Source organism: Polaromonas sp. (assembly GCF_029945895.1).
Classification (GTDB): Bacteria; Pseudomonadota; Gammaproteobacteria; order Burkholderiales; family Burkholderiaceae_C; genus Polaromonas.
The window spans coordinates 43,647-70,214 of the sequence record NZ_JAQSDL010000008.1 but is presented as its reverse complement, the minus strand read 5'-3'; the positions used below and the strand labels follow the sequence as shown (position 1 = coordinate 70,214).

17 protein-coding genes are annotated in these 26,568 nt (G+C 66.1%); 8 read left to right on the top strand and 9 right to left on the bottom strand.

What is annotated here, in order from left to right; translation table 11 throughout:
* Nucleotides 1–13: 13 nt before the first annotated feature.
* The 3 genes from secD to PSV33_RS00870 form a co-directional block, all read right to left on the bottom strand.
* Nucleotides 14–1,909: a protein translocase subunit SecD gene (secD, locus tag PSV33_RS00880; RefSeq protein ID WP_300557614.1), complete on the bottom strand. Its 1,896-nt coding sequence runs from the start codon at nt 1,907–1,909 to the stop codon at nt 14–16.
* A 66-nt stretch (nt 1,910–1,975) separates the two neighbouring features.
* Nucleotides 1,976–2,311: a preprotein translocase subunit YajC gene (gene yajC / locus PSV33_RS00875; protein ID WP_096666202.1), complete on the bottom strand. Its 336-nt coding sequence runs from the start codon at nt 2,309–2,311 to the stop codon at nt 1,976–1,978.
* Nucleotides 2,312–2,508: 197 nt separating this feature from the next.
* A complete protein-coding gene (locus tag PSV33_RS00870; protein ID WP_300557612.1) occupies nt 2,509–6,090 on the bottom strand; it encodes an indolepyruvate ferredoxin oxidoreductase family protein in 3,582 nt (1,193 codons plus the stop codon).
* A gap of 178 nt (nt 6,091–6,268) precedes the next feature.
* Here PSV33_RS00870 and PSV33_RS00865 point away from each other — a divergent pair, with 178 nt between their 5' ends.
* Together PSV33_RS00865 and PSV33_RS00860 are read left to right on the top strand one after the other, a co-directional pair.
* Nucleotides 6,269–6,754 (top strand): Lrp/AsnC family transcriptional regulator, encoded by a 486-nt coding sequence (locus PSV33_RS00865; protein ID WP_300557610.1) that lies wholly within the window; start codon nt 6,269–6,271, stop codon nt 6,752–6,754.
* Nucleotides 6,755–6,816: 62 nt separating this feature from the next.
* The gene (locus tag PSV33_RS00860; RefSeq protein WP_300557608.1) at nt 6,817–7,449 is read left to right on the top strand and encodes a hypothetical protein; all 633 of its coding nucleotides are present in this window, start codon (nt 6,817–6,819) and stop codon (nt 7,447–7,449) included.
* Here PSV33_RS00860 and PSV33_RS00855 read toward each other — a convergent pair.
* Together PSV33_RS00855 and PSV33_RS00850 are read right to left on the bottom strand one after the other, a co-directional pair.
* Nucleotides 7,446–7,808 (bottom strand): hypothetical protein, encoded by a 363-nt coding sequence (locus tag PSV33_RS00855; RefSeq protein WP_300557606.1) that lies wholly within the window; start codon nt 7,806–7,808, stop codon nt 7,446–7,448. The two genes, PSV33_RS00860 and PSV33_RS00855, sit on opposite strands and share 4 nt — an antisense overlap.
* On the bottom strand, nt 7,805–9,010 hold the full coding sequence (locus PSV33_RS00850; protein ID WP_300557604.1) for an MltA domain-containing protein: 1,206 nt from the start codon (nt 9,008–9,010) through the stop codon (nt 7,805–7,807). The genes PSV33_RS00855 and PSV33_RS00850 overlap by 4 nt, the downstream gene beginning before the upstream one ends.
* Here PSV33_RS00850 and PSV33_RS00845 point away from each other — a divergent pair.
* Entirely contained in the window at nt 8,958–9,107 is a 150-nt protein-coding gene (locus PSV33_RS00845; RefSeq protein ID WP_300512021.1) for a hypothetical protein, read from the top strand. The genes PSV33_RS00850 and PSV33_RS00845 overlap by 53 nt on opposite strands.
* Here the strand turns inward: PSV33_RS00845 and PSV33_RS00840 are convergent.
* From PSV33_RS00840 to PSV33_RS00825, 4 genes are all read right to left on the bottom strand, one after another.
* Nucleotides 9,102–9,728 (bottom strand): response regulator, encoded by a 627-nt coding sequence (locus PSV33_RS00840; protein WP_300557602.1) that lies wholly within the window; start codon nt 9,726–9,728, stop codon nt 9,102–9,104. The genes PSV33_RS00845 and PSV33_RS00840 overlap by 6 nt on opposite strands.
* Before the next feature lie 26 nt (nt 9,729–9,754).
* Nucleotides 9,755–11,749, bottom strand: coding sequence for an ATP-binding protein (locus PSV33_RS00835; protein ID WP_300557654.1), 1,995 nt, complete (start codon nt 11,747–11,749; stop codon nt 9,755–9,757).
* Nucleotides 11,750–11,829: 80 nt separating this feature from the next.
* The gene (locus PSV33_RS00830) at nt 11,830–12,636 is read right to left on the bottom strand and encodes a carbon-nitrogen hydrolase family protein (protein WP_300557600.1); all 807 of its coding nucleotides are present in this window, start codon (nt 12,634–12,636) and stop codon (nt 11,830–11,832) included.
* A 2-nt stretch (nt 12,637–12,638) separates the two neighbouring features.
* Complete coding sequence (locus tag PSV33_RS00825) at nt 12,639–16,829, bottom strand: YhdP family protein (protein WP_366945575.1); 4,191 nt, start codon at nt 16,827–16,829, stop codon at nt 12,639–12,641.
* 57 nt (nt 16,830–16,886) lie between these two features.
* Here PSV33_RS00825 and glnE point away from each other — a divergent pair, with 57 nt between their 5' ends.
* From glnE to PSV33_RS00800, 5 genes are all read left to right on the top strand, one after another.
* Nucleotides 16,887–19,796: a bifunctional [glutamate--ammonia ligase]-adenylyl-L-tyrosine phosphorylase/[glutamate--ammonia-ligase] adenylyltransferase gene (gene glnE / locus PSV33_RS00820; RefSeq protein ID WP_300557598.1), complete on the top strand. Its 2,910-nt coding sequence runs from the start codon at nt 16,887–16,889 to the stop codon at nt 19,794–19,796.
* Between the two features lie 136 nt (nt 19,797–19,932).
* The gene (locus PSV33_RS00815) at nt 19,933–20,646 is read left to right on the top strand and encodes a CerR family C-terminal domain-containing protein (protein WP_300557596.1); all 714 of its coding nucleotides are present in this window, start codon (nt 19,933–19,935) and stop codon (nt 20,644–20,646) included.
* Nucleotides 20,643–22,139: an efflux transporter outer membrane subunit gene (locus tag PSV33_RS00810; RefSeq protein WP_300557594.1), complete on the top strand. Its 1,497-nt coding sequence runs from the start codon at nt 20,643–20,645 to the stop codon at nt 22,137–22,139. The genes PSV33_RS00815 and PSV33_RS00810 overlap by 4 nt, the downstream gene beginning before the upstream one ends.
* A 62-nt stretch (nt 22,140–22,201) precedes the next feature.
* Nucleotides 22,202–23,386, top strand: a complete 1,185-nt coding sequence (locus tag PSV33_RS00805; RefSeq protein WP_300557592.1) for an efflux RND transporter periplasmic adaptor subunit — start codon at nt 22,202–22,204, stop codon at nt 23,384–23,386.
* Nucleotides 23,387–23,409: 23 nt separating this feature from the next.
* Nucleotides 23,410–26,556, top strand: a complete 3,147-nt coding sequence (locus tag PSV33_RS00800; protein WP_300557590.1) for an efflux RND transporter permease subunit — start codon at nt 23,410–23,412, stop codon at nt 26,554–26,556.
* The last annotated feature ends 12 nt before the right edge of the window (nt 26,557–26,568 follow it).

The window sequence follows — 26,568 nt, the reverse complement described above, 5'->3', positions numbered from 1 at the left end:
GTTGTTCTCTGGTCTAGTTGGCCGAGGCCGTAGGCTTGGCAGGCACCGCCGCGTTGCTGGCGGGTCGCCAGACGGTACCAATGGACACCGATTTGAGTTTTTTCTGCCGTCCGTACCAGAGGTTGACCAGACCGCGTGAGAAAAACACGGCTGAAAACATGCTGGTCAAGATGCCAATGACGTGCACCACGGCAAATCCGCGCACCGGTCCGGAACCGAAGGCCAGCAAGGCCAGACCGGCAATCAGCGTGGTGATGTTCGAGTCCAGGATGGTCGCCCAGGCGCGCTCATAGCCGCTATGGATGGCGGCCTGCGGCGCCACGCCATTGCGCAGCTCCTCGCGCACCCGTTCGTTGATCAGGACATTCGAGTCAATCGCCATGCCCAGCGCCAGCGCCATGGCAGCCATGCCTGGCAGGGTCAGGGTCGCCTGCAGCATGGACAGCACCGCCACCAGCAAGAGCAGGTTCACCGCCAGGGCCAGCCCGGAGAACAGCCCGAACAGCATGTAATAAACGGCCATGAAAGCGACGATCACGAGAAAGCCCCAAGCCACGCTGTGAAAGCCCTTGGCAATGTTTTCCGCACCCAGGCTCGGGCCAATGGTGCGCTCCTCAATGATTTCCATGGGGGCAGCAAGCGAGCCGGCGCGCAGAAGCAGCGCCAGGTCATTGGCTTCGGTCACGCTCATGGAGCCGGAAATCTGGAAACGGTTGCCGAGCTCGCTCTGGATGACCGGCGCCGTCAGTACCTCGCCCTTGCCCTTTTCAAACAGAACAATCGCCATGCGTTTCTTGACGTTTTCGCGGCTCACGTCGCGCATGATGCGCCCGCCCTTGGCATCAACGGTCAGGTCCACCTTGGGCTGCTGGCTCTGCGAGTCAAAGCCCGGCTGGGCGTCGGTCAGGCTTTCGCCGGTCAGGATCACCTGTTTCTTCACAATCACGGGCCGGCCGTCGCGCTCGAGGAAGCGCTCGGATCCAAAAGGAACGGCACTGGCGCCGCTCTCGGCCGCACGGCCTTCGGCGCTTTCATCGACCAGCCGCATTTCCAGCGTGGCTGTGCGCCCCAGAATATCCTTGGCTTTGGCCGTGTCCTGTACACCGGGCAACTGCACCACGATGCGATCGAGCCCCTGCTGCTGGATCACAGGCTCGGCAACACCGAGTTCGTTGATACGGTTGTGCAGTGTCACCATGTTCTGCTTGAGTGCCTGCTCCTGTACCAGACGGGCCGCCTCGGGCTTGATGCTGGCATTGAGCCTGTACTCGGTCCCGTCGGGGGCGTCTGCCAGCTGCAGGTCCACAAACTGGTCCTGGATCAGGCGTTTGGCGGATTCCAGCGTCGCCGTGTCGCGGAACCGGACCTCAATCACCTGGCCGTTGCGGTTGATGCCACCGTGGCGGATGTTCTTTTCCCGCAGCACCAGACGGATGTCTCCGGCCAGCGACTCGGCTTTTTTCGTCAGTGCCGCCTGCATGTCCACCTGCAGCATGAAATGCACACCGCCGCGCAAGTCCAGGCCCAGGTACATGGGCCGCGCGTTCAGGGAAGTCAGCCAGGCGGGCGAGCGTGACAGCAGATTGAGGGCCACGATGTAGGACGGTGTGGCCGGGTCGGGCAGCAGCGCTTTTTCAATCGCGTCCTTGGCTTTGAGCTGAGTGTCCGTATCGCCGAAACGTGCCTTGACCGACGTGACGTCAAAGGTCACCGTCTCCGCAACGATATTCACATCCTTGAGCGCCTTCTCAACGCGAGCGACTGTTGTCCCGTCAATCTTGACGCTGGACCGGGCGGCAGAAACCTGTACCGCAGGCGCCTCGCCAAAAAAATTGGGCAGCGTGTAAAGGGCGGCAATCAACAGGGCGACGACGATGACCGCGTACTTCCAGACCGGATAACGATTCATGAGCGTGCTGTTCCTGGGAAACTGAGGGGCTGAAGCAGCCGGCCCATGCCGGCCGGCCGGGGGAAACTAGGACTTGATGCTGCCTTTGGGCAGGACCTGGACGATCGCGCTGCGCTGCAGCTGGACCTCCACGCCCGTGGCAAGCTCCAGGCTCAAGTAGGCCTCGCCCAGCTTGGTGACCGTGCCGAGCAGGCCACCGGCGGTGACCACTTCGTCGCCTTTGGCCAGGGCGTCAATCATCGCGCGATGCTCTTTCTGCTTTTTCATCTGGGGGCGGATCATCACAAAATACAGCACCACAAACATCAGCACCAGCGGCAGCATGCTGGTGAGCGAAGACAGCATGCCACCTTCGGCAGCTGCGGCTGGGGCGGTTTGGGCAAACGCGGAAGAAATAAACACGGCAGACTCCACAACAATAAGTAAGGCTCCCACTGGTCGCAGCAGGGGCGCGGAAGGCCGATTGTATGCGGCCGGATGGACGTCAGGGCTTGTACCCCTACCGGTTTTCGCGCTTTGCAGGCCGTTGCCGGCCGGCAAATGCAACCGGCCGGGCTTTTTCAGGCCGGACGGGACCCCCGGCCCCGCCCGCCGGGTCCTCAGGCAGCCCGCTGATGCTCGCTGGCGGTCGACTGGCGAAAGGCCGCCGTCGCCGCGCTCCATTGCTGCTGGGCAGCCTCGACATGGCGTGCCTTGACGTGGCCATAACCCTTGATGAGCTCAGGAATACGGGCGATGTCAAGGGCTGCGGCATGGTTGGCCGCATCCAGCGTGCGCAGCACTTCCTCGATGCCGGCCTCGTACCGGACAACCAGTTCACGCTCCATCCGGCGCTCTTCTGTGCGTCCGAACGGGTCCAGCGCCGTGCCGCGCAGGCCTTTGAGCCTGGCCAGCAGCTTGAAGCCGGTCAGCATCCAGGGGCCGAATTTCTGTTTCTGCAGTTCACCCCTGTCGTTTGTCTTCGCAATCATGGGCGGCGCGAGGTGATAGTTGAGTTTGAAGTCGCCCTCAAACATCGCGCCAACCTTGTCAAGGAAACTGCGGTCGGTGTGCAGGCGCGCGACTTCGTACTCGTCCTTGTAAGCCATCAGCTTGAAAAGGTACTTCGCAACGGTTTGCGTGAGCAGCGTTTTTCCGAGCGCCGATTCGGCCTGCTGGACGCGGTTCACCAGGTTTTCGTAGCGTTTGGCATACGCCGCGTTCTGGTAATCCGTCAGGAAGGCCACGCGGCGCGCCACAAACTCTGGCAAACCCTGGCGCGGAGCCGGCATGCTGATCACCTGCGCAGAGGCAAACAGCTTTTCCACCGACGGCAGGTCGTGGGCCGCACGTCGGCCCCACTCGAAAGCCGTCTTGTTGTTGTCCACCGCGACGGCATTGAGTTCGATGGCACGCATCAGCGACGCGTATTCCAGCGGGATCCAGCCTTTTTGCCAGGCATAGCCAAGCATCATCGGGTTGGTGTAGATGCTGTCGCCCATCAGCTTGATGGACGCTGCGTCGGCATTGAAGGCACCGACACCGGCCACACCCACGGCTCTGGTGATCTCCGCGGCGCAGGCCTCGGCCGGGTTCTGCCAGTTCGTGTTGTGCACAAACGCCGCCGTCGGCGTACTGTGGGAATTGAGTGCCACATGGGTACGGCCCTCGCGCATGCGCAGCACCGTTTCCTTGCCGGCCGTCACGATCGGGTCGCAGCCGATGATCAGGTCGGCGCCGGCCATGCCGACGCGTGTGGTGCGGATATCGTCCTGGCTCGCGCCTATCAGCACATGACTCCAGGTCGCGCCGCCTTTTTGGGCCAGGCCGCCGGCGTCCTGCGTGACGATGCCCTTGCCTTCGATGTGACCGGCCATGCCCAGCAACTGGCCGATGGTGATGACCCCGGTGCCGCCCACGCCGGCCACCACGATGCCCCAGACCGCGCCGTTGACGCCTTGGGTCGCCGGAATCTGCGGCTCCGGCAGGGCGCCCATCTCGAACGGGGAAGCCGCCTTGCCCTTGGCCTTCTTCTTGAGTTGGCCGCCTTCGACGGTGACAAAACTCGGGCAGAAGCCCTTGAGGCAGGACATGTCCTTGTTGCAGGTGGACTGGTTGATCTGGCGCTTGCGGCCGAACTCGGTCTCCAGCGGCTCGACGCTCAGGCAGTTGGACTGCACGCTGCAGTCGCCGCAGCCTTCGCAGACCAGCTCATTGATGACCACGCGAACGGCCGGATCGACCATCGTGCCACGCTTGCGGCGCCGGCGCTTTTCGGTTGCGCAGGTCTGGTCGTAAATGATGACGGTCGTGCCCTTGATCTCGCGGAACTGTCGCTGGATCGCGTCGAGCTCGTCGCGGTGGTGCACCGTCACGCCCTCAGCCAGCGCAACACCGTCGTATTTTTCCGGTTCGTCGGTGACAACGACAATTTTTGCCGCGCCTTCGGCACGCATGGACTGGGCAATCTGCACCACCGAGAGGCCTTCCGGCCGTTCACCGATCTGCTGGCCGCCGGTCATGGCGACCGCGTCGTTGTAGAGGATCTTGTAGGTGATGTTCACCCCGGAGGCAATCGACTGGCGCACCGCCAGCGAGCCGCTGTGGAAGTAGGTGCCGTCGCCGAGGTTGGCAAAGATGTGCTGGTCGGTGGTGAACGGCTGCTGGCCGACCCAGGGCACGCCTTCGCCCCCCATCTGGGTGAAGCCTGAGGTGCTGCGGTCCATCCACAGTGCCATGAAGTGGCAGCCGATGCCGGCCATGGCGCGCGAGCCCTCGGGCACCTTGGTGCTGGTGTTGTGCGGGCAACCGGAGCAGAACCAGGGCTGGCGGTCGGCCTTGATTTCCAGCACTTGCAGCGAGCGCTCCTTGGCTTCCAGGATGGCCAATTGCGCATCAATGCGCGCCGTCATGTCGCCGTCCAGGCCCAGCTTGCGCACGCGTTGCGCAATCGCCCTGGCGATCAGCGAGGGCGACAGGTCGGCGTTGGCCCGCAGGAGGGTGTTGGCCGTCGGGTTCGGCATGGACCATTCACCGCCGCTGAAGTCCCCGTCGATTTCGTTGAACTTGCCGTAAATGTTGGGGCGCACGTCGGCGCGCCAGTTGTAGAGCTCTTCCTTGAGCTGGTACTCGATGACCTGGCGCTTTTCCTCGACCACCAGGATCTCGCGCAGACCGGTGGCGAACTCACGCGTGCCCTGAGCCTCCAGCGGCCACACCACACCGACCTTGTGCAGGCGGATGCCGAGCTGGCGGCAGGTGGCGTCGTCCAGGCCCAGATCGATCAGGGCCTGGCGCGTGTCGTTGTAGGCCTTGCCGCTGGCGATGATGCCAAAGCGGTCGTTGGGCCCTTCGATCACGTTGTGGTTCAGCCGGTTGGCGCGGATATAGGCGAGCGCGGCATACCATTTGTAGTCGAAGAGGCGCGCCTCCTGGTCCAGCGCGGCATCCGGCCAGCGTATGTGCACGCCGCCCGGCGGCATCTGGAAGTCGGTCGGCAGCTTGATCTGGACCCGCTCCGGGTCGATCATCGCCGTGGCGCTGGACTCGACAATTTCCTGGATGGTCTTCATGCCGGCCCAGACGCCGGAAAAGCGGCTCATGGCAAACGCATGCACGCCCAGGTCGAGGATTTCCTGCACGTTGGTCGGGAAAAACACCGGCAGGCCACAGGCCTTGAAGATATGGTCGCTCTGGTGCGCCGCCGTCGAGCTCTTGGCCACATGGTCATCCCCAGCCACGGCAATCACGCCGCCCCAGGGCGTGGTGCCGGCCATGTTGGCGTGCTTGAAGACATCCGAGCAGCGGTCCACACCCGGCCCCTTGCCGTACCAGATGCCGAACACGCCGTCGTACTTGTTGGTGCCCGGTGGCGAAAAGCCCAGTTGCTGCGTGCCCCATAACGCGGTGGCAGCGAGCTCTTCATTGACGCCCGGCTGGAAAACGATGTTCTGCGCCTTCAGGTAGCTGGAGGCCTTCCACAAGGCCTGGTCGTAACCACCGAGCGGCGAGCCGCGGTAACCGCTGATGAAACCGGCAGTGTTTTTGCCCTGCAAGGCATCGCGCTGGCGCTGCAGCATGGGCAGCTTGACGAGGGCCTGGACGCCACTCATGAAGGCCTGACCGAAATCAAGGGAATATTTGTCGTCCAAGGTCACCGTTTCCAGTGCCTTGCGGATGTGTTCGGGCAGGGGTGCGTTCATCTTGTCTCCAGTCGTGGGGGCTGACACCGCCTTTTGGGCGGAGCGAAAAGGCTCACACCCGGATAGGGTGATGCCTCTCTGTAGAAGCAAAGTGTAGGCGCGATGGTCAGATAAGTCTTTGCTTTTTGGGCCTTGTTTAAGCCATTTGGAGAAAGATTCTTGCTTAAAATTGCCAACCATGGAAACACTCGACAAGTTTGACCTCGCGATCCTGCATGAATTGCAGACCGACGGCCGTTTGAGCAATGCCGAACTCAGCACCCGCGTCGGCCTGAGCGCCGCGCCCTGCTGGCGACGCGTCAGGGCACTGGAGGAAGGTGGTTTCATCAAGGGTTACCGCGCGGAGATAGACCGCCACAAGATCGGGCTGGGCGTGTTGGCCTTTGTGCGTCTGGATGCAGACCGCAACACCGGCGATGCGACCAGCGCGATGGAAGAGGCGATCCGCCAATTGCCCGAGATCATCGCCTGCCACTACATCAGCGGCACCGGAACCTTCGAGTTACAGGTGGTGGCCAGGGACCTCGACAGTTTTTCGCGTTTCGCCCTGAAAAGCCTGCTGAACCTGCCCAATGTGAAAGACATGCACACCAGCTTTTCCCTGGGTGAGATCAAGTCCAGCAGCGTGCTGCCGCTGGGCCACTTGTCTGACAAGATGCCATGACACCCCGCGCCATCCCTGCCGGCCGCTCCCGACCCTTTTGGGCCCTGATTTCAGTGCTTTTTATGGCTCCAGCCCTTATTGCACGGGCGCAAACAGCTACTGATTTGATAGCAAATCAGGCAGCCTTGCCGATGCGCAATCTGCAGATCGAGGTACGCCAGGTACGCGGCAGCAGCGCGTCCGGGAGCGCGCTGGGTGCCGCCGGCACGGTGCGCATGCAGCCAGGCCAATCTGGAGGCCAGGTTCACCTCGAAGCGCAAAGCGGCCAGCAAACGGGGTCGGGTGACTTAGCCCAGCGGGTGCTGGTACTGAACGGCCGCAGCGCCAACATCCTGCTGGGCAACAGCGTCCCCGTGCGGCTGCTGCACAGTTTTTTGCAAAACGGAATCGTGCGTTATGGCAGCGGCACGGTGCTGGTGACTGCCGGCAGCGGCTTTGTTGTCAGGCCGCTCTGGCGCGGCGGCGACAGCGCCGAGCTGGAACTGGCGGCCGTGTCAAACTCACGCAGCGCGACTTCCGGGCCGACTGATTCTGATTCGCGCGTGGTGACAACGCTGCTTGTCCCTCTCAACGAATGGGTGACCGTGGCCCAGTCGGATGACACCGGCAGCGCCAGCAGTTCCGGCCTGTTCAGCAACACGCAGTCGGCAACCCGCTCGACGCTGACGGTGCAGCTGCGGATGTCGGTGCGTTAGGGTTCATCCCGCACGCAGCGCGCCACCAGCGGCAGCAGCGGGTAGCGCAGCACCGCCTCACGCCCGCCCGAACCCAGGCCAAACTCGGCGCGCATGCGCGTGTTGCTGTACACGGTCTGCAGGGCGCCTTGCCCGCCGGCGTCGCGAAAAAGGACGCCAGAGGGCACGTCGGAGGGCACACCAGAGGTGCGCGAACTCTCGATCAGCGCGCTGTCATCGACAAACCTCACGCTGAAATCAATGCCATGTTCGCAGCGGTAGCGGGTCGCCGCTGGCCCGGTGGCGGCACAGGCCGAGAGCAAGGCAAGCGCAGCGAGCAGCAGGCCGCAGCGGGGGAGAAAGTTGCACGGCTGGCTCATTTGGGCCACAACACCCACAGGCGCAGAGGCTGGTTCACGCGGCTGGCCAGTTCACCGGCCTGTGGGCCGGTGCCGGCGAAATAGTCAGCCCGCACGGCACCCACAATGGCGCTGCCCGTGTCCTGCGCGATCACGAGTTTTTGCAGGTCTGCCGCCGCACCGCGCGAGGCGAGCCAGACCGGGGTGCCGTAGGGAATGCTTTCCCGGTCCACCGCGATCGAACGCCCCGGCGTCAACGGCACGCCCTGCGCGCCGCGCGGGCCGTAGGCCGCGTCCATGTCACTCAGGGGCTCCTCGCGGAAAAAGATGTACCGTGGATTGCTCCACAGCAGTTGCGAGACGCGTTGCGGATTCTGCGCCGCCCAGGCCTTGGTGGACTCGGTCCAGGGCGCGTTCATCCTGCCCTGGCCCTGCTCCATCAGCCACTGGGTGATGCTGCGAAAGGGCTGGTCATTGGAACCGGCAAACGCCACGCGCACCGTGCGCTGCGCGCCGGCGGCGTCGGTGATGGCCAGCCGGCCCGAGCCCTGGATGTGCAGCGACATGGCATCAATCGGATCGGCGAGCCAGGCGATCTCCCGTCCTCTCAACGCGGCCTGCGCCTCGGGCAGCGTCTCGATTTCCTGCCGGGTGTACCAGGGCTTGCGGCTGCCCAGCCCGGCCGGCGGCTGGTACAGCGGCACCGGGTAAGCGGCGCCGGGCTGCCGGCTGGCCCTGAGCACGGGTTCGTAATAGCTGGTGAGCAGTCCTTCGGCCGAGCCTTGCAGGGTTTCGACCCGGTAGGGCTGCAGCCGGCCCACCATCCAGGCGCGCTGCTCCTCCCCCGTCGCAATGCTCAGGCGACGCACCTCGCCACACAGCGGCGCAAACACCGGGCCGGGTCGCTCGCAGCTCTTGAGCCAGGCGTTCCAGGCCTCAAACAGGGCGTCATTTTCAAAGCCGGGCAGCTCGCTCCAGGCCACCGGCACCCAGCGGCTCTTGCCGCGCACCATGACGGCACCCTCTGCGCCTGCCCCGGGGCGCGCAGGCACACTGGCCGCCGCTGGCGCCGAAGGCCGCGGCGCAGGCACGGGCGCCGTCGCACAGGACACCAGGCCGAGCACGGCAGCCATAATGACAAGTGTTGGTGTTATCCGGGAAAAAACAGTCATGGCCTTACTTTTACTCGAAGCCCTGGGGGCCTTGCTCATTCTGGTCTTCATTGTCTGGTGGACGATGTTCTCCGGGCGCAGCAAGGGCGAACTCAAAAGCGATGCCGAGCGTGATGCGCCACCGGAAAAACCCGGCGATCCGCTATAAATTACGGAGCAGGTTCGCCAGCTCCACCGCCGACTTTACCCGCATTTTGTCAAAAACCCGGGCCCGGTGCACTTCTACCGTGCGCACGCTGATGTCGAGCTGGTCGGCCACCAGCTTGTTCGGCAGGCCCTCCACCACCAGCGCCATCACGTCGCGCTCCCGCTCGGTCAGCCCGTCAAGCCGGGCGCGCAGGCTGGTGTGTTCATTGAGTTGCGCCAGTGCCGCCGCCGACTGCATCAGCGCCTGCTCGATGCGGTCCACCAGCACATTGTCGGAAAAGGGCTTCTCGCAGAAGTCGAACGCGCCACGCTTGACGGCGTCGACCGCGGTCGGCACGTCGGCGTGACCGGTCAGGAAAATCACCGGGAGGGTCGGCAGCAATCCATAACCGATCAGTTTTTCGAACATCGCCAGCCCGCTCATGCCGCCCATGCGCACGTCAAGCAGGGCGCATGAGGGCGAAGTGGTGGCAAACGCTCCCGAGATCCGCTCGTCGAATGCCTCGGCACTGGCAAAGGTCTCGCTGGTCAGGCGCCGCGAACGCAGCAGCCAGGCCAGCGCCTCGCGCACGCTGGCATCGTCATCAACGATGTAGACCGTGGCATTCTGGATGGGTTCCATGGCAATTCCTTCCCGCAGGCGGGTTTTCAGGCGGACACTTCGGCGAGCGCGACGGCAGTGACCGCTGCCGGCAATGTAAAGGTGAAAATCGTACCCTGAGGCTGGCCGGGCTCAAACCCCAGAAACCCGCCGTGCTGCTCGATCACCGTGCGGCACAGGCTCAGGCCGAGGCCCATGCCTTCAAGCTTGGTCGTGAAGAAAGGCGTGAACAGCCGGCGCGCCACCTCCTCCGAAATACCTTCGCCGTGGTCGATCACGGCAAACTCCACCCAGCGGCTGTGCGCATTGGAGGCCGCCGGCCGCACGCGCAGGATCAACAGCTTGCCGGCGCGCCGGCTTTTGTCCGGCGACTGCATGGCCTGCATGCCGTTGCGCGCGAGGTTGAGCAGCACCTGCTCGACCATGGTCCGGTCGCACAGCACAGGCTCGCAGCTTTCGTCGACCTCGATCTGCACCCGGACCCCCAGCTTGCGGGCCTGCAGGCTGACCAGCGGCATCACCGCATCCAGCAAGGCACGCGGCGCCACGGGCTCGCGCACCTGGTCCCGGCGGCGTACAAAGTCATGCACGCTCTTGATGACCTTGCCGGCACGCTCGGCCTGCTCGGCGATGCGGCGCATCGCCAGTTGCAGGTCCTGGTTGTCGGGCGGCTGCGGCGCGCCGGCCACCGCGCTTTGCAGCAGGTTCAGCGATCCGGTCGCATAGCTGGAAATGGCCGCCAGCGGCTGGTTCAATTCATGACTCATCAGCGACGCCATCTCGCCGACCGTGGCCAACCGGGCCGTGGCCTGCAGCCGGTCCTGGCTGGCCCGCGACAACTCTTCGATGCGCCGCTGTTCGCTGACGTCGAGGATGGCGCTCATCCAGCCGGTCTGCTTGCCCACGGCGTTGATCAGCGGCGCCTCGATGATCAGCACCGGGAACCGCGAGCCATCCCGGCGCATGAAGACGGACTCGAAGCCTTCCCGCGGCAGCGTCGCACCCACGGCCAGTCGCCGCGCTTGCCGCTGCTCGTACTCCTCGACCTGCTCCGGTGGCCAGTAAGGCGGCGGTGTGCCGTGCCTGAGCAACTCGCCGGCCTCCAGCCCCACCATCTGGCAGAACGCCGGGTTCACGTAAGTCACGCGGCCCTGCAGGTCTCTGGCCCGCATGCCCGTGACCAGCGAATCCTCCATGGCCTTGCGAAAGGCCAGCGCGTCGGCCAGGTCATGCTCGACCTTCAGGCGCCGGCGCATGTCGCGCCCGAGCAGCGCCAGCACGGCGACCAGCGCCAGCGACATGGCCGCCACCAGCGCGGTCAGCAGGTTGGGAAACAAGGCCGGCGTGCCGAGCTGACGCTCCAGCCGCAGCACCATGGTGTTGCCCGGCAGATCGAGCAGCTGCTGCGCGACGTAAACGCGGTTTCCCCGGGCCGGGTTGCCGTGCATGGCCAGGCGCGTGCCGTCGGCCTCGGTGAATGCCAGGCCGTGGCCTCCTGCCAGTTGCCGCCCTCCCAGCTCGGACAATATCTCCTGTAACGAATAGGTCGCCAGCAAATAGCCCGCCAGCTGGCCGCCGGCCAGCACCGGCAGGCACATGTCCAGCACCTCCAGCCCCAGCCCGTCGGCCTGTGGCAGGAAGTAACTGCCCGAATAGGCCGGGCCGCTGAAACGGCGCGCCGCGGCGCAGGCAAAAGCCACATCCGTCTGCGCGCTGGCACGTCCGAGCCGCTCGAACACCGGGGGCCGGTAAGGTGTTTCCACGTAAGAGACCGCCGCCAGTGCCACATCGCGCCACTCCAGCCGCAAAATCTCCCGGTGCTCGTGCAGCAGGGTGACAGCCGGCACACGCCAGGTGGCCGGATCCGGGCTGCTGGCCTGCAAGGCCTGGATGCCCTGGACGTTGCGCGTCAGTGCCGCGCGAATGTCGGTGGTCGTCTGCACCGCGTCCTGCTCAAGCCGGCTTTGCACCTGGCTGGACTCGTAACGCCCGGCGAGCCAGACCAGGGTGGACAACAGGCCAAGCAGCAAGGCCACCAGCATCGCCCACAAGCCCCAGCGCCGGCTCCAGCGCCGCCGGCCCGAAGAGGGTTCGGCGCGGCTGGCCGCTTCCTCGCTCTTGCTCACAGGACCCCGTGATCCAGGGCGGGCAACTGCAGGCGCACAGCCCGCAACCTGTCTGCGCGCACCTCGGCCATGACCACAGCGGGGCCCTGGGCCTGCTCGCCCAGCACGCCACCCCAGGGATCGACGATCAGGCTCTGGCCCCAGGTGCGGCGTCCGTTGTCGTGTTCGCCCCCCTGGGCTGCAGCCACCACATACGCCAGGTTTTCAATCGCACGCGCCCGCAGCAGGACTTCCCAATGTGCCTGGCCGGTGGTCCGCGTGAACGCACTGGGCACCAGCAACAGGTCCGCTCTCATGGCCCGGTACAACTCGGGAAAACGCAGGTCGTAACAGACACTCAGGCCGACCCGGTAAGCGTGGCCATCGACCGAGGGGAGCTCGAAGGTCACCGGCACGGCACCGCTTTCAATGACACGTGACTCGTCGTACTTCTCCTGCCCGTTGTCAAACCGGAACAGGTGAATCTTGTCGTAACGCGCGACGCAATGGCCCGTCGGCGCAAACACCAGGGAGCTGTTGCGCACATGCTGGCGGTCGCTGGCGCCAAGCGGCACGGTGCCGCCCACAATCCAGAGCCCGAGCTCGCGTGCACTGCGGGCCAGAAACTCCTGGATCGGGCCCTCGCCGGCAGTCTCCTGCACAGCCAGCTTGTCGGTGTCCTTCAGACCCATCACGCAAAAATACTCGGGCAGCACGGCCAGTTCGGCGCCCTGCGCGGCCGCACGCTCGAGCAACTGCCTGGCCGTGGCCAGGTTGGCAGGGACGCTGATCCCCGAAACCATTTGAAGGGCGGCGACATGCATGTTTACTTCCTTGTAGCGGTGTCCTCGCCAGGCTTGGCCTCGGCGGCGGCGGCCGCCGCGGCCTTGCGATCGACCTTGGTGATTTTCGGGTTGGTCCAGGTGCCGTCAATGTGGAACTCCTGGGTCGCCGCCTCGGTCAGCGGGCGCCGCAGGAAATACTGGGCCAGGAAGGAGCCCAGGCCAATCGCCGGATTGATGACGGTGGCAATCAGGGAGGCGGTGCCAGCATTGATCTCCGGCACCACCACCACCGTCAGGTCCTGGGTTTCCCTGGCAATGTCGGCCTTGCCTTCCATCAGCACCGCAGCATTGACGCCTTTCATCTGCAGGTTGTTGGTAAACGCCAGGCCCTGGTTGATGGAAACATCGCCGCGCACGAAGTCAAAGGAAAAACCGTCCGAAAACACGTCGCGGAAATCCAGCGTCAGGCGTCGCGGCAGGGCCTGCAGGCTGAGCACCCCGAGCAGCTTGGCAATGCCCGGTTCGGCCTTGAGAAACTGGCCCGACGCCACATTCACATTGAACTGCCCGCTCAGGCTCGGGTAGTCCAGGCTCAGCGGCGAACCCACCCAGGCGATCTGACCTTCGAGCTTGCCCTTGCCGCGGCGGATCACATCGCTCATGCCAAAGCGCTTGAGCAGTTCGCCCGAATCGGCGATGTCGAGCCTGAAGTTCATCACGGTACGGCGCCGCTCGACCGCCCCGCGCGGCCCGCCCGCTGCCACCGCCTGCTGCGCGTTGACGGCCACCCAGTTGCCGGTGGCCGTCAGTGTGGCCTCCGGCACGATGACATTGAGCTTGTTAAGCCGCCACTCCCGCGTACCCCCCTCGCGGGCCACCGTCCCGGCACCGCGGTTGATGGCTTCAATTTCAACCCGTCCCAGCTTCTTGCCGCGCAGCTCCAGGTCCTCCACCACGATGTCGAGCGCCGGGACGTTGGCCGGCTGCTCGTTGAGGATGGCCTCGACCTCGCTGGCCGTGCTCTGACCCAGGCTCAGGCGCGACAGGCGGGCGTACAGCCGGCCGGCGCCCGCACCTCCGGGCTGGCGAAACTCGACGTAGCCGTTGAGTTCGGCCGCGTCGACGTTGGCACGCCAGGTCAGGCCGTCACGCGATCCGCCAAGCACGACGTTGTTGAGTTTTCGCCCGTCGAACACCAGCTCCCTGGCGCGTATCGCCATGGTGGTCGGCAGGTAGCCCAGCACGGCGCTGGCCGGGGTCAGCCGCTCGGCCGGTGCCGCGGCAACCGGCACCGTGCTGGCGGCCAGCACTTTCTCCCAGGCATCGATGTCCACACTGGCGAGATTGATGTTGGCGGCCACCCCGGTATCGGGCAAGGGCGCACTTTCACCGGACTCCAGGCCGACGGCAATGCTGCCGCGCAGCACACGCGGCTGCGGCCCGCTGATGTCGCGCAGGTACTGCACCGACGCCAGCCGCCCCACCGTCAGTGACAGCTGGTCCTGCAGTGCCTGCCCTGCACCGGCCGGGACGCGCACAACCGTGTTGTCAAAACGCAGGGGCAGCGCGGTCTCGGCGCTCTTGTTCAGGGGTGCCGGCAGGCTCAAGGCCATGCCCTGCAGGTTGCTGGACACACTGATCTCGGTGGCCCCGCGCCGGAACCCGAGGCTGGCCGTGTAGGCAGCACTGCCGTTGGCGCGGTTGCCCAGGCGGGACACCAGCTCGAGCCCCCGGGCCTGTCGCAGCCCCTCGGCACTGAGTGTGCCCTGGGCCCGGATCAGCACGGTCGCCTCCGGAAATTCCACGGGCCGCGCCGCCGCAGCCTGCGCCGTGCGTGTGCCGCCCTCCAGCCGGACATCGCCACCCAGCAGGCGCGCCTGCCCGCCACTGATGGCAAAGCCGCTTTCAGTAAAACTCACCAGCGCCTTCGCACGCGTCAGTGGCGGCGTGTCCGGCGTGAACTGCACATCGTTGCCGGCCAGGCTGACACTGCCTTTGACGCGGGACTTGCCGAGGTCGGCCAGAGGCAGGCTCAGTTCAAGCTTGTAGCCGGCCGTCCCGGTCGCCACGGTTTTGGCCAGCGCCTGGCCCGTGATGTCGCCCAGCGGCGAAGTATTGACGACGGCCACGGCCTCGGCCAGTGGCCCTTTGATCTCGCCGTCAACCTGCACCGTGGCCGCGTGCATGAGGTCCGGTATCCTGGCGTTGGCCTTGACCACCTGCAGTCCGGGAAAGCCGGCGATCCGCCCCGTCGCGCCATTGACCTGCATGGAGGCACGGTCGAACACCAGTTCGCCATCGAGCTCGCTCAGGGCGGGCCAGGCGCTGGCGTCGCGCGGCTGTATCGACCGGGGCACATAAGCCAGGGTGGCCTTGGCCACTTTGGCGGAAACCCGGAACTCGCCGAGCTTCGGGTCGGCAAACGGCATGTCGTTCAAATTGCCCTTGAGCCTGAACTTCACGTCGCTGAGCACGCCCTGGGTCACCGCATCACGCACGTAGTGGCGCACGGTGTCGGGCAGGATCAGAGGCAGGTAGCGGTGCACCCGGCCGCCGTCGCCACGGCTGAGGCTGCCCTGCAAATCCAGCACACCGGGAAAGCGGCCGTCACGGGCTGCGCCACCGGCGACCGTCGCCGGTGCGTCTGCGGTGTGCCAGCTGGCCTGCGCAGTGCCCTGGGCGTCGGCGTTGGCAAACACCAGGTTGCGCAGCTGCAATTCGATTTTCGGGCCGGTCAGCTTCCATTGCGCATCGGTCGAGAGCTGGTCAAATGGCAGGCGCGGGTCTTCAAAAATGCCGGGCAAAGACAGCTCGCCGCGGGTGATCCTGACCTTGGCCTGGCCGCCCTGCTGAGTCAGGTCAAAATCCACCGCCGCACCCCGCACACCGGGCCGGTTACCGGACCCCTGGGCCGCCGCCTGGGCTGCCACTTCGAGCTGCGTCACCCGCCCCTTGGCGGCGTACGCAAGAGGCGCGTCAAGCGCCCCTTGCCAGCGCGCTTCAACGACGTCCACCAGGCCGCTGGGCGTGAGCGAGGTCAGCATGGCATGCGCTGCATCACCCAGCGGCAGCCGGCTGGCGATCAGCGCCAGTGCAGCCAGGTCCAGTTTGTCTGCCCGGAACTCGCCGCGCGCCGCTGTTCTGCCTTCGGCACCGGTGTAGACCAGCGACACATTGCCACCCGGCCACTGCAGACCATCGCGGGTGCGAAACTGAAGCCCCTCGGTGGCAAATTCGAAGCCGTTGGCAAACTGCCGGCCGCCAAAGCGGCCAGTCACCGACTGCAGCGCCAGCGGCTGCAGGGTCTTGCCCAACTGTGCATCCACCTCCTGCAGGGCCACGTCGGCCGTGCCGCCGGTGATCTGCCCGTCGCTGACATCCGCCCAGGCGCGCAGGGCGCCGCTGCCAGCCCGCAGGTCAATGCCCAGGCTGGCCAGGTTGGCGTAACGCTTGACCTCGGACACATCGACCCGCCCGAACTCGGCGTAGATCTGCCCGGCCCAGCGGCGCCACTGCCCGGCCCCGCCCGACCACAGCGGCTCGCGAAACACGCCGCGCAGGCTGAAACGCTCGCCCCATTCGGGCGGAGGGGTCGCGTCCAGGCGCATCAAATGGCGCCGGCCGGGGTTGCGCAATGTCCAGTCCACCTGGGTCAAGGCCAGCAACGGGGCCTGCCGCAAGTCGTCGGTCCAGCGCACCGTGCCGCCGCGGATGACAAATTCGGTTTGCGAAAAAACCCAGTCGGCGATGGCGCTGCTGTTGTCGTTCGGGTCGCGCGACACATCCAGGCCGGCCACATAGATCTTGCCGTCGGTCGTGCGCCGGATATCCAGTTCGGGCTGGTCGATGTAAAGCTGCTCAAAACCCAGCCCCCACAGCGAGGAGGGCGAGACGGCCGCCAGCACGCGCGGAAGGCGCAGGGCTTCGCGCCCCTGGACGTCCAGCAGCGCCACGTCGCGAAGCTCGAAGGACGGAATCAGCCCGCCCGGCCGGGCCGTGATCTGGCCGATGCGCACCGGTACGCCCAGGGCCTGGCTGGCTGCGCTTTCCAGGCGCGGGCGGAATTCACCGATTCGCGGCACAATCCAGCCGTGAAGCACGGCCCAGGCCGCGCCGAAAAGCACCCAGAAAGCCAGCACCAGGCCCAAGGCCAGGCGGGCAACCAGCGCGGCAATTTTGAGACGTCGAGAGGCAAGCGCCGGCTGGGAGGGTGTCGTTTGATCCATGGACATGAGAATTATGACCTTCAGTGCTTCCGTCCGTTCAATGCAACCCAGGGAAGTCCTCTGATGTCCATGGCGTCGAACGACCTTTCAGCCCCGCCCCTGGCGGCATCGGACTACTCGCGCTTTGTGCAGCGCATACGCCGGCGGTACGCCGACGAGCTCGCCTTGTTGCCCCCCGGCGCACCCGAACGGGCCGGCATGCAGATCACCTTCGACGCCCTGCAGGCGCGCGGACTCGACACCGGCGCGGCCCTGCGGGTGTTGCGCCAGCTGGTCATGGAACGCCTGGTGGTTCTTGATTGTGATCATCAAGCACACTCTCTTGTCGCTTCGCGTACTGCGCCGCCCCCCGAGGAGGCGCTGCGCCTGTGGCCCGGCGAGGCCGGTTCCGCAGCCCCGGCTGATGGGGACCCCGCGCCTACCTTGAGCGCTACGGGCTTTCCTCTGGCAGTGGTGACACGCGCCATGACGGAGCTCGCCGAGCTGGCGCTGGACATCGCCATCTGCGAGTCACGCAAACCGCTGGACGCGCTGCATGGCGTACCCCAGGCACTCGACATGCCGGGCGCCCCGGTCGGGCAGCGCGCCCAGCTGTGGGTGATCGGCATGGGCAAGCTCGGCGCCAGGGAGCTCAATGTCTCCAGCGACATCGACCTGATCTACGTCTATGACCACGATGGCGAGACCGCCGGCCGGGCCGATGGGCGGGGCGTCATTTCCAACCATGAATATTTTGCGCAGCAGGTCAAGGCCATCTACAACCTGATTGGCGAGGCCACCGAACACGGTTTTGTGTTTCGCGTGGACCTGGCCCTGCGGCCCAATGGCAACTCGGGCCCGGCTGCCGTCTCGCTGGGCGCGCTCGAGGAATACTTCCAGGTCCAGGGGCGCGAATGGGAGCGTTTTGCCTGGCTCAAGAGCCGGGTGGTGGCGCCGCTGGAATGTATCCAGAATGGCTCGGCCCAGGCCATGCGCGGGCCTGTGCTGCCCTTCGTCTTCCGGCGCTACCTCGACTACAACGTGTTCGACGCGCTGCGCATCCTGCACCGGCAGATCCGCGAGCACGCCGCCAAACGGGCCGCGGGCCACCCCGAGCGCGCCAACGACGTGAAGATGTCGCGCGGCGGCATCCGCGAGATTGAATTTACCGTGCAACTGCTGCAGGTCGTGCGCGGCGGGCAGTTCCCCGAGCTGCGCACCCGCCCGACCGTCGACGCGTTGCAGCGTGTGGCCAGCGCCGGGCTGATGGCGCAGGCCACGGCCGAGGCGCTGATGCGGGCCTATGATTTCCTGCGCCGGGTCGAGCACCGCATCCAGTACCTCGACGACCAGCAGACCCATGTGTTGCCAACGCGCGATGACGACCTGGCCTGGATTGCCCAGACCCTGGGCTACAGCAGTTGCTGCCCGTTTCTGAGCGATCTGGACACCCACCGGGAGCTGGTTGCCCAGGAGTTCGACACGCTGCTGGGCCAGAAAAGCGACTGCAAGGGCTGCGGCAAGTCGAACCCGGCCGCGCCGCAAAACCTCGACGAGCTGCTGGAAAAACTCCCGGAAAACTGGCCCGCCAAATTCCGCGCCCGGCTGGAGCTGTGGCGCGAGCACCCGCGCGTGCTGGGGCTGCGCGACGACGCCAAGACGCGCCTGATGCGGCTGGTGCAGCGCACCGCCCAGTGGCTGCTCGAAGACAAGGTTGGCGAGGAAGCAGCGGTGCGCCTCGTCGACTGGATTGAACCGCTGCTGCGCCGGGAGAGTTATCTGGCGCTGCTGGTGGAGCGTCCCGCTGTGCATGAGCGCCTGCTGCGCCTGCTGGGCGCGGCCAGATGGCCGGCGCGTTACCTGCTGCAGCACCCGGGTGTGATCGACGAACTGGCCAGCGACGCCATGCTGCATGAACGCTTTGACGCCGCCGCCTTCATGCAGGAACTGCAGCAGCGGCTGGCCGCCTTGCGCCGCACCGGTGAGGACGACGAGGAGAGCTGCCTGAACCTGTTGCGCCGTGCGCACCATGCCGAGCTGTTCCGCACGCTGGCGCGCGACGTCGAAGGTCAACTCACGGTCGAGCAGGTCGCCGACGACCTCAGCGCCCTGGCCGAAGCCGTACTCAAGGTCACCACCGACTGGTGCTGGCAGCGACTGAAAAACCGCCACCGCGAGACACCGCAGTTCGCCATCATTGCCTACGGCAAGCTGGGCGGCAAGGAGCTGGGCTACGGCAGCGACCTGGACATCGTGTTCGTCTACGACGACGAAGACGAGCGGGCCTCCGAGGTGTATGCCGCGTTTGTGCGCAAGCTGATCAACTGGCTGACCATCAAGACCGGCGAGGGCGACCTGTTCGAGATCGACACCGCCTTGCGGCCGAACGGCAACTCGGGGCTGCTGGTCACGCGTTTCGAGGCCTATGCCAATTACCAGCAGCAGCGCGGCAGCAACACCGCCTGGACCTGGGAACACCAGGCCATCACGCGCGCCCGTTTTGTCCAGGGCAGCGACTCCCTGCGCCGGCGTTTTGACGCCGTCCGGCTGGCCGTGATCAGCGCCGCGCGCGACATTCCGGCACTCAGCAGCGAGATCGTGGCCATGCGCGGGAAAGTGCGCGCCGCCCATCCGATCAAAGGTGAAAAAACCGGGGAAAAATTCGACGTGAAGCACAGCCACGGCGGCATGGTGGACGCCGAGTTTGTCGTGCAGTTCCTGGTCTTGTCGCAGTCGCGCAGCCACCCCGAGCTTGCCGACAATGTGGGCAACATCGCGCTGCTGCAGCGCGCCGAGGCCGCCGGCCTGCTTCCGGCCGGCCAGGGCCAGGCGGCGGCCCGCGCCTACCGCGCGTTGCGCCGGGTGCAGCATCAGGCGCGGCTCAATGAAGAGCCGACCCAGGTCGCGCCGTCGGCGTTGCAGGCCGAACGCGATGCCATCCTGGCGGTGTGGCGCACGGTGTTCGAAGCCGGCGCGCCCCGCGCCAGCGCCTGAGCGTCTCTGCAGACAGCGGATTTCCCGCGGACAGGCACTCCCGGGGCAGGGCTCCGGGAGTGTCCGGTCGTGCATCAAATTGAAACAGTTGTTTTAATTAAATCAATCGTTTGATTTATGTGGTCCAATCATCCGCATGAAACCCTCCCTGCCTGTCCGGCCCCCGGCTACTGGCCACGAAGCCCGCAAACAGCGCGCCGACGGTGCCGAGGCCCGCGCCCACCTGCTGCTGGCCGCGCTCAGGCTGTTCGCCGAAAGAGGCTTTGCCAAGACATCGACGCGCGAAATTGCGCAGGCCGCGGGAGTGAACCTTGCAGCCATCAGCTACTACTTCGGCGACAAGGCGGGGCTGTACAAGGCCGTGTTCACCGAGCCACTGGGCAAGCCGTGTGACGATATTTCACGCTATCAACCGGCCCACCTGAGCCTGCGCGAGGCGCTCGGCGGCTTTGTTTCGGGGTTTCTGCAGCCGCTCAAACAGGGCGAACTGGCGCGCCAGTTCACCCGCCTGCACTTTCGTGAAATGCTGGAGCCGACTGGCCTGTGGGCCGAGCAGATGGACAGCCATATCAAGCCGGCGCATGCGGCGCTGGTCGAGGTGTTGTGTCGTCATCTGGGTGTCCCCAAAGCCGACGACGACCTGCAGCGGCTGGCTTTTTCCATCACCGGGCTGGCGATGCAGATGTATGTCAGTCACGACGTGATGCAGGCGGTGCGGCCGCAACTGATTGCCTCGCCCAAAGCCATCGACCTGTTTGCCGACCGCATGGTGGACTTCGCGGAAGCCATGGTGTCGGTCGAGCGCACGCGGCGCGCTACCCTGCCCCCCCTCAAGAAGAACAAGCCATGAATCCTGTCCTGCGAATCGCCTTGACGCTGGCGCCCCTGCTGCTGGGTGCCTGCGCACTGCAAAGCCCCCCGGCAGCCGTTTCTGCCGACAGCCCCTCGCAATGGTTTGCCCCCTTGCCTGCGCAAGCCGGCAGCGCCGGCCTGCCGCACAACGGCGCCCTGACCGATCTGAGCCAGTGGTGGCAGCAGCAGGGCGACCCCCTGCTGGTCGAACTGATCGCCGCCGCCCAGGCGGTGAGCCCGACCGTGGCCACGGCGCGCTCCCGCATCGAACAGGCCCGCGCCGCTCGTGTGACCGCCGGCGCGGCCCTGCTGCCCTCGCTCGATGCGTCGGCCAGTGCCAGCCGGGGCCGCTCACAGCAGCCCACCGGGCCTGGCCCGGCGCCGGTCACCACCACCACGCAGGCCGGCCTGCAGGCGAGCTGGGAAATCGACGTGTTCGGGGGCCGGCGGGCCGGCCGTGACGCCGCCGGCGAACGCCTGGCCGGCGCCCGGGCGCAATGGCACGATGCCCGGGTGTCCGTGGCAGCCGAGGTCGCCAACCAGTACTACAGCCTGCGCACCTGCCGCCAGCTGGTTGCCGTCACACAATCGGACGCCACCTCGCGCGGCGAAACGGCGCGCCTGTCAGGGCTGAGCACTGGCGCCGGGTTCACCGCGCCGGCCACCGACGCACTGGCACGCGCCAGTGCGGCCGAAGCCAGCGGCCGGGCCACGCAGCAGCGCGCCCAATGCGAGCTCGACCTGAAGGCACTGGTGGCGCTGACTGGCCTGGCCGAGCCCGATATAAGGCAAAAAGAGGCTAAAGCCCCCGATCTGCCAGCGCAGCCAGCTATGTTTTTGGTAGCAAATGTGCCCGCCACTGCCCTCGCGCAGCGCCCCGATGTGTTCAGCGCCGAGCGCGATGTCGCGGCCGCCAGCGCCGACGTGGGCAGCGCCCAGGCCGAGCGTTACCCGCGCCTGAGCCTGAGCGGCTCCGTCGGCAGCGCGCGTTTTCGCGCCGGCGGCGTCACCACCACCCTCGACACCTGGTCGATCGGGCCGCTGGCCCTGACCTTGCCGCTGTTTGACGGGGGCCGCCGCGCGGCCGATGTCGATGCGGCGCAGGCGCGTTACGAGGAAGCGGCCGCGCTGTACCGCGCGCGGGTGCGGCAAGCCGTGCGCGAGGTCGAGGAAGCCCTGGTCACGCTGCAGAGCACCGCCGCACGCGAGGGCGACGCGCAAACGGCAAGGGCCGGCTACCGCTCCTCCTTCACCGGCACCGAGGCACGCTATCGCAACGGCCTGGCCAGTCTGGTGGAGCTGGAAGACGCCCGGCGCGTCCAGCTCTCGGCAGAAACCGCGCTGATCACACTTCAGCGCGAGCGCCTCGCGGCCTGGGTGGCGCTGTACCGTGCCATGGGCGGCGGCTGGACACCCGCGCTTGACGGCCCCGCAAGGACCAGCGTTCCCAGCGCGCCCGCCCCAACACCCACCGCGGCCGCTGCGCCCTAAGCCGCAGCCCCGCACCCCGCCCTTTTCCTGTGCTGTTTTCCCCGTTTGACTGATCCATCACCATGAACCATCCCAGACTCAAGCCGGCCCTGCTGATCACCGCCGCCGTGGCCGCCCTGGCCGTCGCCGCCTACTTCCTGTGGCCCTCGGGTGAGCCGGCCGCCACCGCCAAAAACACGGGCAAAAGCAGCGTCAAACCGGCGCTCACCGTGTCGGTGGCGCAACCCACCCCCACCAGTCTGCCAATCACGCTCAATGCCAACGGCAACATCGTCGCCTGGCAGGAGGCGGTGATTGGCTCGGAGTCCAGCGGCCTGCGCCTGACGCAGGTGCTGGTCAATGTCGGCGACACGGTCCAGGCCGGGCAGCTGCTGGCCCGGTTTTCGGGCGACAGCGTGCAGGCCGATGTGGCGCAAGCCCGCGCCAGCCTGGTCGAGGCGCAAGCCACGGCCCTCGATGCCGCCAGCAACGCCGCGCGCGCGCGCACGCTGCAAGACTCCGGCGCGCTGAGCACGCAGCAGATCAACCAGTACACCACGGCCGAGCAGACCGCCAAAGCGCGTGTGGCCGCCGCCCAGGCGGTGCTCGACGCCCAGCAACTGCGCGGCAACAACACACGGGTGGTCGCGCCCGACAGCGGCGTGATTTCTGCCCGCAGCGCCACCGTGGGCGCCGTGGTCGGCAGCGGCACCGAGCTGTTTCGCCTGATACGCGGCGGCCGGCTGGAGTGGCGCGCAGAGGTCACCAGCAACGAAGTCACCCGCATCAAGCCAGGCGCCACCGCGCTGGTGACTGCCGCCAGCGGCGAGAAAGTCAGGGGCACGGTTCGCATGGTGGCACCCACGGTGGACCCGCTGACACGCAATGCGCTGGTCTATGTCGATCTGCCGCGCAACCCGGGGGTCAAAGCCGGGATGTACGCCCAGGGCGAATTTGCGCTGGGCTCTGTCAATGCGCTGACGCTGCCGCAGCAGGCGCTGGTGCTGCGCGACGGCTTCAGCTACGCGATGCGGATTGAGCCCGACAACAAGGTGGTGCAGGTGAAGCTGCAAACCGGCCGCCGCCTCGGCGATGCGGTGGAAATTGTGCAGGGCGCCAAACCCGAGGAGCGTTATGTCGCGGTGGGCGCTGCGTTTCTGGCCGATGGCGACACGGTCCAGCTGGCTGCGGTTCCTGCCACTGCCACTGCCCCGGAGCCAAACAAGGCCTCAGCCCAGACCGGTACTGCGCCAGCAGCTACCAAATAAATAGCAGATTGCCGGAGAAAAGCATGAACGTTTCCGCCTGGTGCATCCGCAACCCGATTCCTGCCATCATGTTTTTTGTCATGCTGTGTTTTGCTGGCGTGCTGAGCTACCAGTCGATGAAGGTGCAGAATTTCCCTGACCTGGATGTGCCCAACATCGTGGTCAGTGCCAGCCTGCCCGGTGCTTCGCCGGCGCAGCTGGAAACCGATGTGGCGCGCAAGATTGAAAACGCCATCGCCTCGCTGCAGGGCCTGAAAAACATCTACACCAAGGTGCAGGACGGTGCGGCCACCATCACCGCCGAATTCCGGCTCGAAAAATCCACCCAGGAAGCCCTCGACGAGGTGCGCTCGGCGGTGCAGCAGGTGCGCGCCGACCTGCCCGCCGATGTACGCGACCCGATCGTCAGCAAGATCAACCTCGCGTCCTCGCCGGTCCTGGCCTACACCATACGCAGCAAGGTGCTGGACGATGAAGCCATGTCGTGGTTTGTGGATGACACCCTGACGCGCCGCCTGCTGGCGGTGCCGGGTGTGGGCGCCATCACCCGCGTCGGCGGCGTCAGCCGCGAGGTAAGGATTGCGCTGGACCCGGCCAAGATGGCCGCGCTCGGGGGCAGCGCCGCCACGGTTTCGCGTCAGCTCAACCAGGTGCAGCTTGACACCGCCGGTGGCCGCACCGACCTGGGCACCGGCGAGCAGCCGGTGCGCACCCTGGCCACCGTGCAGTCGGCTGCCGAGCTGGGCTTGATCGAGCTGGCGGTCGGCGACGGCCGCAAGGTGCGCCTGAACCAGGTGGCGGACGTGCAGGACACGGTGGCCGAGCAGCGCTCGGCGGCCTTGCTCAACGGGGTGCCGGTGGTCGGTTTTGAAGTCGCGCGCAGCAAGGGCGCCAGCGAGGTGGAGGCCGGGCATGGCGTGCGCGCCGCGCTGCAGGAGCTTCAGCTGAACCGCCCCGACATCGAGCTCAGCGAGGCCTTTGACTTCGTGACCCCGGTGGAAGACGAATACGGCGCCTCACTGACGCTGCTGATCGAGGGCGGCATTCTGGCGGTGCTGGTGGTGTGGCTGTTTCTGCGCGACTGGCGCGCCACCTTTGTCTCGGCGGTGGCTTTGCCCCTGTCGGTGATTCCGGCGTTTATCGGCATGAACTACCTGGGCTTCTCGATCAATGTGGTGACGCTGCTGGCGCTGAGCCTGGTCATCGGCATTCTGGTGGACGATGCGATTGTCGAGGTTGAAAACATCGTGCGCCACCTGCGCATGGGCAAGACGCCCTACCAGGCAGCGATGGAAGCCGCCGACGAAATTGGCCTAGCGGTGATTGCCACCACCTTCACGCTGATCGCGGTGTTTCTGCCCACCGCCTTCATGAGCGGCATTGCGGGCAAGTTCTTCAAGCAGTTCGGCTGGACGGCGGCGCTGGCGGTGTTTGCCTCGCTGGTGGTGGCGCGCATGCTGACGCCCATGATGGCGGCCTACATTCTCAAACCCATCGTCAACCATGTTGAAAAAGACGGCGCGGTGATGCGCTGGTACATGCGCACCAGCCGCTGGTGCATCCAGCACCGCTTTGTCACCGGGCTGGCGGCGGGCGCGTTTTTTGTCGGCTCGCTGCTGCTGATCCCGCTGTTGCCGACCGGGTTTATTCCCCCGGACGACAACTCCCAGACCCAGGTCTATCTGGAGTTGCCGCCCGGCACCCGGCTGGCCGAGACCCGGGCGGCCGCCGAAATGGCGCGTGGGCTGATTGCCCGGCTGCCCGATGTGAAAAGCGTGTACACCACGATAGGCGGCGGCGCCGCCGGCACCGACCCGTTTGCCCCCGGTGGCGCAGCGGAAACCCGCAAAGCCACGCTGACCATCCTGCTGACCGATCGCGGCGAGCGACCGCGAAAGCAGGGCATTGAAAACGACATCCGCAAGGTGCTGGAGAAGCTGCCCGGCGTGCGCAGCAAGGTCGGCCTGGGCGGCTCGGGCGAAAAATACATCCTGGCGCTGACTGGCGAAGACCCGGTCGCGCTGGCGAGCGCAGCCGCCGCGCTTGAAAAAGACCTGCGCACCATTCCCGGCCTGGGCTCGGTGGCCTCCAGCGCCTCGCTGGTGCGGCCCGAGGTGACGGTAAGGCCCGACTTTGCACGCATGGCCGACCTGGGTGTCACCAGCGCCGCGATTGGCGAGACCCTGCGGATTGCCACGGTGGGCGACTACAACGCCTCGCTGCCCAAGCTCAACCTGTCGCAGCGCCAGATCCCGATCGTCGTGCGCCTGGCCGACAACGCCAGGACCGACCTGGCCGCGCTGGAGCGGCTGATGGTGCCGAGCAACAAACCCGGTGGCCCGGTCATGCTGGGCCAGGTGGCCAGCGTCACGATGGCTGGCGGCCCGGCCGTGATTGACCGCTTCAACCGGTCGCGCAACGTGCAGTTTGAAGTCGAGCTGTCGGGCCAGGCACTGGGTGACGTGACGGCAGCGGTGCAGAAGCTGCCGGCCATCGTCAACCTGCCGGCCGGCGTGAAGCAGGTGGTCATCGGTGATGCCGAGGTGATGGGCGAGCTGTTTGCCAGCTTTGGTCTGGCCATGCTGACCGGCGTGTTGTGCATCTACATCGTGCTGGTACTGCTGTTCAAGAACTTCCTGCACCCGGTGACGATTCTGGCCGCCTTGCCCTTGTCGCTGGGCGGCGCGTTTGTCGGGCTGCTGATTGCGCAGAAGAGTTTTTCCATGCCGTCGCTGATCGGTCTGATCATGCTGATGGGGGTGGCCACCAAAAACTCCATCCTGCTGGTCGAATACGCAATTGAAGCGCGGCGCGGCCGTGCCGCCACCGACAGCCAGCCGGCCCAGCCACCGATGTCGAGGCTGGAGGCCCTGCTCGACGCCTGCCACAAACGCGCCCGGCCGATTGTGATGACCACGATTGCGATGGGCGCCGGCATGCTGCCGATTGCGGTGGGCTGGGGTTCGGCAGACAGCAGCTTTCGCTCACCGATGGCCGTCGCGGTGATTGGCGGTCTGATCACCTCGACCTTTTTGAGCCTGCTGGTGATCCCGGCGGTGTTCACCTATGTGGATGATCTTGGTCAAGGCTTTAAGCGCCTGGTGGACCGCTTGCGTGGACGCCGGCCCGACAGCGTGCCCGGCACCGGGGAAGCACAACCGGCGCCGTAAGTCGCCGCAGAC

Bases quoted from the DNA above. Each gene is read 5' to 3' on its own strand.
- secD (WP_300557614.1), bottom strand. From the start codon at position 1,909: ATGAATCGTTATCCGGTCTGGAAGTACGCGGTCATCGTCGTCGCCCTG.
- PSV33_RS00870 (WP_300557612.1), bottom strand. From the start codon at position 6,090: ATGAACGCACCCCTGCCCGAACACATCCGCAAGGCACTGGAAACGGTG.
- PSV33_RS00865 (WP_300557610.1), top strand. From the start codon at position 6,269: ATGGAAACACTCGACAAGTTTGACCTCGCGATCCTGCATGAATTGCAG.
- PSV33_RS00860 (WP_300557608.1), top strand. From the start codon at position 6,817: ATGGCTCCAGCCCTTATTGCACGGGCGCAAACAGCTACTGATTTGATA.
- PSV33_RS00855 (WP_300557606.1), bottom strand. From the start codon at position 7,808: ATGAGCCAGCCGTGCAACTTTCTCCCCCGCTGCGGCCTGCTGCTCGCT.
- PSV33_RS00845 (WP_300512021.1), top strand. From the start codon at position 8,958: ATGGCCTTACTTTTACTCGAAGCCCTGGGGGCCTTGCTCATTCTGGTC.
- PSV33_RS00850 (WP_300557604.1), bottom strand. From the start codon at position 9,010: ATGAAGACCAGAATGAGCAAGGCCCCCAGGGCTTCGAGTAAAAGTAAG.
- PSV33_RS00840 (WP_300557602.1), bottom strand. From the start codon at position 9,728: ATGGAACCCATCCAGAATGCCACGGTCTACATCGTTGATGACGATGCC.
- PSV33_RS00835 (WP_300557654.1), bottom strand. From the start codon at position 11,749: ATGCTGGTGGCCTTGCTGCTTGGCCTGTTGTCCACCCTGGTCTGGCTC.
- PSV33_RS00830 (WP_300557600.1), bottom strand. From the start codon at position 12,636: ATGCATGTCGCCGCCCTTCAAATGGTTTCGGGGATCAGCGTCCCTGCC.
- PSV33_RS00825 (WP_366945575.1), bottom strand. From the start codon at position 16,829: ATGTCCATGGATCAAACGACACCCTCCCAGCCGGCGCTTGCCTCTCGA.
- glnE (WP_300557598.1), top strand. From the start codon at position 16,887: ATGTCCATGGCGTCGAACGACCTTTCAGCCCCGCCCCTGGCGGCATCG.
- PSV33_RS00815 (WP_300557596.1), top strand. From the start codon at position 19,933: ATGAAACCCTCCCTGCCTGTCCGGCCCCCGGCTACTGGCCACGAAGCC.
- PSV33_RS00810 (WP_300557594.1), top strand. From the start codon at position 20,643: ATGAATCCTGTCCTGCGAATCGCCTTGACGCTGGCGCCCCTGCTGCTG.
- PSV33_RS00805 (WP_300557592.1), top strand. From the start codon at position 22,202: ATGAACCATCCCAGACTCAAGCCGGCCCTGCTGATCACCGCCGCCGTG.
- PSV33_RS00800 (WP_300557590.1), top strand. From the start codon at position 23,410: ATGAACGTTTCCGCCTGGTGCATCCGCAACCCGATTCCTGCCATCATG.